Below are 7,673 nucleotides of genomic sequence, written 5' to 3'. Positions count from 1 at the left end.
GGCCAGGTACAGCGCCCACCACAGCGGTTCCGGCGCGCCGGTCAGCTGGGCCGCCAGGCCCAGGAGGAACAGCGCGGTCGCCGCGACCGCCCACCGCACCTCCGGGAGCGACCACGCCCCGGCCCGCCGACGCGTCCTGTCCAGGTGCGGTCCGACCGGCGCGGGCACCCCGAGATCTGTTGTCACAGCATCAGCATATATGCGCAGTCACGCAGGTACGCAAGTAGAAGGGGCGCCTGGGTACCCTGGGGCCATGCACACGTCGCTGACCGACTTCGACATGCCCAACGAGGAGCAGGTGCACCTGGCCGCCGAGTCGTTCCGGCTGCTCGCGGACCCGACGCGCATCAAGGTGCTGTGGGCGCTGCTCCAGGGCGAGTCGTCGGTCGCGTGCCTCGCCGAACTCGCCGGCGCGGCCCCGACCGCCGTCAGCCAGCACCTGGCCAAGCTGCGGCTCGCCGGTCTGGTCAAGGGGCGCCGGGAGGGGACGTTCGTCTACTACTCCGCGGCCAACGACCACGTGCGCGGGCTGCTCAAGCAGGCCCTGTTCCACGCCGACCACGTGGACCGGGGCACGTCGGAGGACCCGGTGGCCGCCGGCTGAGCGCGGCGGCGACCGGAGGACCGGGCCCCGGGACGAGGCCGGCTCCCGCGCCAGGGGGGAGGGGCGCGGGAGCCGGTGGTGGTGCGGCGGTGACCGGGGGGTGGGCCGCTCGCCGCACCGGACCAGGGGGTCGCGGGCGCGTCCCGGCCGGTGAGGGCCGGGGCACCCGCGGTGTCACTCGTCGAAGGCGAAGTCCTCGCCGCCGCCGTCGTCCTCGAACGCGTCGTCCAGGGCCTCGCCGATGATCATGCCACCGACGACGCCCGCCGCCGCGCCCGCGACCACACCGCCCATGCCCGAGCCGCGGTGGTGGCCGTGGTGCCCGTGGTCGTGGTGCCCGTAACCCGGCTGACCGTACCCCGGCTGTCCATAGCCCGGCTGCCCGTACCCCGGCTGACCGCCGAACGCGGGGTTGCCGTGCGCCGGGTAACCCGGCTGCCCGAACGCCGCGTGGCCGCCGCGCTCGGAGATCTGGACCAGCCACTGGTTGATGGCCGCCGCCCAGTCGGTGCCCAGGGCGTCCTGGTGCGAGACGTGGAAGCGGCCGAACGAGTCGCCGCCGGAGGAGAACAGGCCGCCGCGCTTGTCGGCCTCCAGCACCACGACCAGCTCGTGCGGGTTGGTCACGAAGGTCAGCTCGACCTGGTTGATCCGCCCGGCGAACTGGGACGGCGGGAAGAACTCGATCTCCTGGTAGAAGCCGAGCTCCTGGTTCACGCCGTGGATGCGCCCGGCCTCGACGTCGGCGCTGCGGAACTGGAAGCCCAGCTGCCCGAACGCCTCCAGCACCCGGTCCTGGGAGGGCAGCGGGCCCACCAGGACGGGGTCCAGGTCGCCCTTGTCGGGCGCGCCGGAGATCACCAGCTCGGTCCGCACGCCCACGGTCATGCCGGGCAGCGGCTGCCCGCCGACCGCGGTGATCGGGGTCTCCCACGGGATCGGCAGCTGGAACGGCACCGCCACCGGCTGCCCGGCCGCCACGCGCACGCCCTGGGCGACCGAGACGCGCAGGAACTCCGACACCCCGTTGAACTCGTGGTCGCCGTGCTCCACCTCGACCCGGGTGACCAGGGACAGCACGATCTGGTCGATCTTGGCCTCGTTGCTGCCGCCCTGGATGCGCACCTGGCCGGTGATCACCTGGCCGGGCTGGGCGTGCGGGGAGTCCAGGACGGTGTCGACGGACGGTCCGCCGACGCCGAAGGCGCTGAGCATCCGTTTGAACATCGGGTTTCTTCCTCCGGGAGTGGTGGGCGTTCAGCTCTTGCGGAGCGGGGTGTCTGTCTCGTCCTCGAAGTCGCCGATCAGCTCTTCGAGGAGGTCCTCCAGGGCGGCGATGCCGACCACGCGGTCATCCGCGTCGGCCACCAGCGCCAACTGCGCCCGGTCCTCGCGCATCGCGGTCACCGCGCCCGCCACCGGCATCCCGGCGGGCAGCGTCAGCGGCCGGGACATCAGCTCGCGGGCCGGCACGTCCGCGCCCGCGGCGGTGGCGCGCACCGCCTCGCGGATGTGCACCAGGCCGACGAAGCCGCCGCGCGCGTCCACGACCGGGAAGCGGGAGCGCCCGGACTCGCGGCTGCGGTGCTCGATCGCCCGCGCGCCGGTGTCCTCGGTGACGCGGACCGCCTGGTCGATCGGCACCATGATCTGCGAGACGGTCGTCTTCTGGAGCTGGAGCATCCGGGTCAGCAGGCGCTGCTGGCCCTCCGGGATCAGGCCGTGCTCGCCGGACTGCCGCACCAGCAGCCGCAGCTCCTCCGGCCGGTGCGCCTGCGCCAGCTCGTCCTGCGGCTCGACCTTGAACGCGCGCAGCAGCGCGTTCGTGATCCCGTTGAGGCCGCTCAGCAGCAGGCGGACCACGTGGGCGAACGCCCGGAACGGGATGGCGAGCAGCGTCGCGGAGCGCTCGGGGTGGGTGATCGCCCACGACTTCGGGGCCATCTCGCCCACGACCATGTGCAGGAACACCACCACGAACAGCGACAGCGTGAACGCGATCCCGTACGCCACCGCGTCCGGCAGGCCCACGCCGACCAGCAGCGGGTCGAGCAGGTCGGCGACGGCGGGCTTGGCCAGCGCGCCCAGCCCCAGGGTGCACAGCGTGATGCCCAGCTGCGCGCCCGCCAGCATCAGCGACAGCTCGCGGACGCCCGCGATCGCGGCACGCGCCGCGCGGCTGGTCTCGGCGTCCTGCTCCAGCCGGTGCCGCTTGGCGGCGATCAGGGCGAACTCCGCGGCCACGAAGAACGCGTTGGCCACCAGCAGGACCAGTGAGACCAGCAGGGCCCAGGTGGTGCTCATCGGACGCCCTCCCGGTCCTCGGCGGCGCGGCGCGCGCCACTGCTCAGCACGACGCAGCTGGGCACGTTGCGGGCCACCTCGGTCACCCGGAGCGAGATGCCGTCGAACTCCACCCGGTCGCCGACCCGCGCCGTGCGGCCCAGCAGGTGCAGCAGCAGACCGGACACCGTGTCGTAGCTGTCGTGCTCGGGCAGCTCGACCCCGGTCGCGTCGGCGATCTCGTCCACGCGCATCCGGCCCGGCACCCGCCACACGCCCGGGTCGATCGACTCGATGGCCTGCTCGACGATGTCGTCCTCGTCGTGGATCTCGCCGACCAGCTCCTCGGCCAGGTCCTCCAGCGACACCACGCCGGCGAACCCGCCGAACTCGTCCACCACGCACGCGAGCTGGCGGTGCTCGGCGCGCAACCGCTCCAGCACGGCGGGCAGCGGCAGCGTCGAGGGCACGACCAGCGCGGGCGAGGCCACGTCGCCGACCGGGGTGGTGGCGCGCGCCTCGGGGTCGATGGTCAGCACCTCGGCCAACCCGACCACGCCGCGCAGGTCGTCCAGGCCGTCGCCGACCACGGGGAAGCGCGAGTGGCCCGTGTCCAGCAGCTCGACCACGCGCGCCACCGGTTCGGCCGCGCCGATGGTGTGCACCGCCACGCGGGGCGTCATGGCCTGCTCGGCGACCAGCTCGCGGAAGTCCAGGCCGCGGTCGAGCAGCCGGGACAGCTCCGGGTCCAGGTGGCCCTCGGCGCCCGCGTCGCCGATGATCTGCTTGAGGTCCTCGGGCGTCGCGCCCTGCGGCAGCTCCTCCACCGGCTCGATGCCGACCGCGCGCAGCAGCTTGTTCGCCGCCGCGTCGAACAGCCGGATCACCGGGCCGGCGATCTTCAGGTACACCAGCGTCGAGCCGCTCAGCGCCTTGGCCAGGGCCTCGGGCTCGGCGATGGCCAGGTTCTTGGGGAACAGCTCGCCCAGCACCATCTGCACCACCGTGGCGAACACCAGCGCCGCCGCCATCGACAGCGACGTGGTCGCCGCCTCGGGCAGGCCGGTCAGCCCCGCGAACTCGGTGAGGCCCGTGCCGAGCAGCGGCTCGGCCACGTAGCCGACCAGCAGCGCGGTGACGGTGATGCCGAACTGGGCGCCGGAGAGCATGAACGACAGGCGCTGCGTGACCGCGTACGCGCGGCCCGCGGCCTTGTCGCCGCCCTCGGCCAAGTGCTGGAGCTTGCCCCGGTCGACCGCCATGTAGGCGAACTCCTGGGCCACGAAGTACCCCGTGGCCGCGGTGAGGGCCACGATCGCGAGCAGTCCGGAAAAGATCAACACGGTGCGCCCGCCGGGTTGGTCGCGCAGTTCAGCCGGGTCCTGCCCGGCCGAGTACTGCAGCCGTCCACGTCGGTTTCATCAGGCATACTCAACACTAACACGTCGCACTGTACGGTTGGTGTGACGCGGCTGAGGGGAGTGGTGGTGACGGAGGTCCTGCTCAAGATCGGCGAACTGGCCGCCCGGGCCGGTGTGAGCTCGCGCACCGTCGACTACTACACCAGCCTTGGGCTGCTGTCCCCGACCAAGCGCACGGCGGGCAACTTCCGGCTCTACCACCCGTCCGACGTCGACCGCATCCACCTCGTCCAGCGGCTGGAGGTGGAGGGCCTGCCGCTGGAGCAGATCGCAGGCGCGCTCGGCACCTCGCACGTCGACGTCGGCGCCATCCTCGACCGCATCAACGAGGACCTGCGCGTCCTCCAGGTCGCGACCGAGAGCGCGTCGCCCGAGGTGCACGGGCTGCTGGCGGCCATCGCCACCCGGGTCCACTCGCTGATCACCGTCGCGCTCCAGATCCCGCCGGACATGCTGGCGCCCTGACCGCCCGTCCGGAAAGGACGGTGCGGAACCGGGCCGCGCAACGGTTCCGCGCGCGCACCCCGCCCTCGACGTGGGCCGAACCACAGTCGAGTGTGAAAATGGTTGTCATGTGCTTAGGGTGAGGCCGCTCCCGTCGCCGACCCCTCAGGTGCTCCCGTGCGCGCTCTCCTCCCGCTCGTCCTGGTCCCGGCGCTGCTCGCGTCCGGCTGCTTCGCCGGCGACCCCGCCGCCGACGCCGGTCCCGGCGACGGCCGCATCAAGCTGGCGATGCTGCAACCGCCGCGCTCCGGCCTCTCGCCGTTCAGCGACGACGCGTTCAAGCTGTCCCGCTGGTCCACCGCGGAGACCCTGGTCACCCTCGACGAGGACGGCAACGCGCGGCCCGGCCTGGCCACGGGCTGGCGGCGGACCTCCGACCGGTCCTGGGAGTTCACCATCCGCGCCGGCGTGTCCTTCCACGACGGCACCCCCCTGACGCCGGCCGCGGTCGCCAACACCCTCCGCCGCGCCACCGCCGCGTCGCCCAAGCCGCGCATCCTCGACGGCGTCGACCTCACCGCCGAGGCCCGGGAGGGCTCGGTCGTGGTCACCACGGGCGAGCAGGACCCGCTGGTGCCGCACCGGCTCTCCTCGCCGCAACTGGCGATCCTGGCCGAACGCGCCTACACCGCCGGGGGCCGGGTCGACCCGGTCGGCGCGGGCACCGGCCCGTTCCGGCTCGTCGCGGTCGGCGGCACCACCACCGCCACCCTCGACCGGTTCGACGGCTACTGGGGCGAGAAGGCCCGCGCCGCGGGCATCGACGTGTCGTTCGTGCCCGACGGCGCCGCCCGCGCCGCCGCCATCCGCAGCGGCGAGGCGCACATCGCCGAGGCCGTGCCGGTGTCCCAGGCCGCGCTCCTCGACCCGGCCACCCTCACCGAGGTGCCCATGCCCCGCACCAACACCCTGTACCTCAACACGAGGTCCGGCCCGTTCCGCGACGCCGGCCTGCGCGCGGCGGCCCGCGAGGCGATCGACGCCGGTGAGATCGTGCGCGGCGTCTACGAGGGCCGCGCCGACGTCGCCGAGGGGCTGCTCGGACCCGCGCTGCCGTGGGCCGCCGCCGGTCGCGCGCCGCTCGCCGACCGCACCGCGCCCACCGCGCCGAACGGCGCCGCGATCACCCTCGCCACCTTCTCCGACCGGGCCGAGCTGCCCGAGGTCGCCTCGGTCGTGCAGCAGCGGCTGGAGGACGCCGGGTTCACCGTGACCCAGGTGGTGCGCGAGTACGCGCACATCGAGCAGGACGCGCTGGCCGGCCGGTTCGACGCGTTCATCCTGTCCCGGGCGACCGTGCTCGACTCGGGCGACCCCGTCGCCTACCTGAGGTCCGACTTCACCTGCGACGGCTCCTTCAACCTCTCCGGGCTGTGCGACCCGGCGGTGGACGAGTTGGTGGGCGCGGCCGGGAGGGCCGAGGCGGGTGACGCCAGGAGGGCCGCGATCCTCGCCGCCGAGGCCGCCGTGCTGCGCACCGACGCCGCCGTGCCGATGCTGCACGAACGCGTCATCCAGGGCGACGCGACGTCCGTGGTGGACTCGGTCAAGGACCCGCGCGAACGAGTCCTGGTCACCGCGGCGACCCACCTGAGGTGAACGCGCGACGGCCCGGGCCGGGCCCCGACCGGCCCGACGACGACACGGCTGTGGTGGGCGGTGCCGCTGTGGTGGGGAGTGCCGCTGTGGTCGGCGGTGCGGTTGCGGCCGGGAGCCCGGCTGGGGCTGGGAATCCGGTTGGGACTGGGAGCCCGGTTGAGGCCGGGAGCCCGGCTGGGGCCGGGAATCCGGCTGGGGCCGGGCATCCGACTGGGTCCGGGAACCCGGCTGGGGCTGGAGACTCGGTCGGGGCTGGTGACTCGGCTCGGGCGGGTGTTCCCGCCGGCCCGGTCGCCAAGGTCGTGACCGCCGCCACGGCGGTGGTCCACCTCGGACCCGCCGTGGCGAGGCTGGTCGCGATCACCGCCGTCGTCGCCGCGGTGGGCCTGGTGCCGTGGCTGGCGGGCCGCGACCCGGCGCTGTCGGTGCTGCGGGCCCGCGCGGGCGAGCAGGAGCCGACCGACGAGGCGCTGGACGCCGTGCGCCGGGAGCTGGGGCTCGGCGAGCCGGGCTCGGCGGCGAACCCGGTGGCGTTGTTCGGCGACTGGCTCGCCGGCGCGGTGCGCGGCGACCTCGGCCGGTCGTGGGTGAGCGGTGACGCCGTGCTCCCCTCGGTGCTGGGCGGGCTCGGCGCCTCGGTGACGCTGATGGCCGCGGCACTGGCCGTCGCGTTGCCCGTCGCCGCCGCGCTGTGCGCGCGGACCCTCGTGCGCGGCGCCCGCGGCCTGCCCCACCGCGGCAGCGGCGCCGCCGCCGCGGTCCTCGCCGCCGCACCCGAGTTCCTGCTCGCGGCCGTGCTGCTGGTTGTGGGCGCGGTGTGGCTGGAGTGGTTCCCGCCTTACGGCTGGCAGTCGCCCCGGCACCTGGTGCTGCCCGCGCTCGCGCTCGGCGTCCCGGCCGGCGCCGTGCTCGGCCGCCTCGCGGACGACGCCCTGCCGCCGGTCTTCGCGGAGCGCTGGGTCGTGCTGTGGCGGTCCTGGGGCTGCGCGCCCGCCGTCATCGCGCGCGCCGCCGTGCGCCGCGCCCTGCCCTCCGTGCTGCCGCAGCTCGGGCTCGTCGCGGTCGGGCTGACCGGGGGAGCGGTCGCGGTGGAGGTCGTGTTCGCCGTGCCCGGTCTGGGCCGCACCGCGCTCGGCGCGGCCGAGGCGCAGGACCTCCCGCTGCTCCAGGCGTCCGTCATCGCCCTGGTCCTCCTCGGCACGGCGGGCGGCGCGGTCACGTCCGCTGTGCGCCGCCGGGTCCTCGGGCCGGCGCTGCGGGCG

Annotated in this window: 8 protein-coding genes; 4 read left to right on the top strand and 4 right to left on the bottom strand. The window is 74.6% G+C overall.

Annotated elements, in window-relative coordinates:
• The coding region (locus tag ACFV4N_RS36445) for a hypothetical protein (protein WP_499677223.1) at window positions 1–186 on the bottom strand (186 nt) is incomplete at its 3' end.
• A 67-nt stretch (window positions 187–253) separates the two neighbouring features.
• Here ACFV4N_RS36445 and ACFV4N_RS36440 point away from each other — a divergent pair.
• Complete coding sequence (locus ACFV4N_RS36440; RefSeq protein ID WP_499677222.1) at window positions 254–604, top strand: ArsR/SmtB family transcription factor; 351 nt, start codon at window positions 254–256, stop codon at window positions 602–604.
• A 174-nt stretch (window positions 605–778) separates the two neighbouring features.
• Here the strand turns inward: ACFV4N_RS36440 and ACFV4N_RS36435 are convergent, their stop codons facing one another.
• The 3 genes from ACFV4N_RS36435 to ACFV4N_RS36425 are packed head-to-tail and all read right to left on the bottom strand — an operon-like array spanning window position 779 to window position 4,230.
• Window positions 779–1,831 (bottom strand): sporulation protein, encoded by a 1,053-nt coding sequence (locus ACFV4N_RS36435; protein ID WP_499677221.1) that lies wholly within the window; start codon window positions 1,829–1,831, stop codon window positions 779–781.
• Between the two features lie 30 nt (window positions 1,832–1,861).
• Window positions 1,862–2,908 (bottom strand): hemolysin family protein, encoded by a 1,047-nt coding sequence (locus ACFV4N_RS36430; protein WP_499677220.1) that lies wholly within the window; start codon window positions 2,906–2,908, stop codon window positions 1,862–1,864.
• Window positions 2,905–4,230 carry a hemolysin family protein gene (locus ACFV4N_RS36425; RefSeq protein WP_499677219.1) on the bottom strand — a complete coding sequence of 442 codons (1,326 nt, stop codon included), beginning with the start codon at window positions 4,228–4,230 and terminating at the stop codon, window positions 2,905–2,907. Before ACFV4N_RS36425 ends, ACFV4N_RS36430 begins: the two co-directional genes overlap by 4 nt.
• Window positions 4,231–4,374: 144 nt before the next feature.
• On the opposite strand from ACFV4N_RS36425, the gene ACFV4N_RS36420 reads away from it, so the two are divergent.
• From ACFV4N_RS36420 to ACFV4N_RS36410, 3 genes are all read left to right on the top strand, one after another.
• Entirely contained in the window at window positions 4,375–4,773 is a 399-nt protein-coding gene (locus ACFV4N_RS36420; protein WP_499677218.1) for a helix-turn-helix domain-containing protein, read from the top strand.
• 156 nt (window positions 4,774–4,929) lie between these two features.
• Entirely contained in the window at window positions 4,930–6,411 is a 1,482-nt protein-coding gene (locus ACFV4N_RS36415) for an ABC transporter substrate-binding protein (protein ID WP_499677217.1), read from the top strand.
• 302 nt (window positions 6,412–6,713) lie between these two features.
• On the top strand, window positions 6,714–7,673 hold a 960-nt coding region (locus tag ACFV4N_RS36410; protein WP_499677216.1), incomplete at its 3' end, for an ABC transporter permease subunit.

This window comes from Actinosynnema sp. NPDC059797, assembly GCF_042732085.1.
Taxonomy (GTDB): Bacteria; Actinomycetota; Actinomycetes; order Mycobacteriales; family Pseudonocardiaceae; genus Actinosynnema.
Note: the sequence above shows the minus strand (reverse complement) of the source record. Positions and strands in the feature narration are given on the sequence as shown.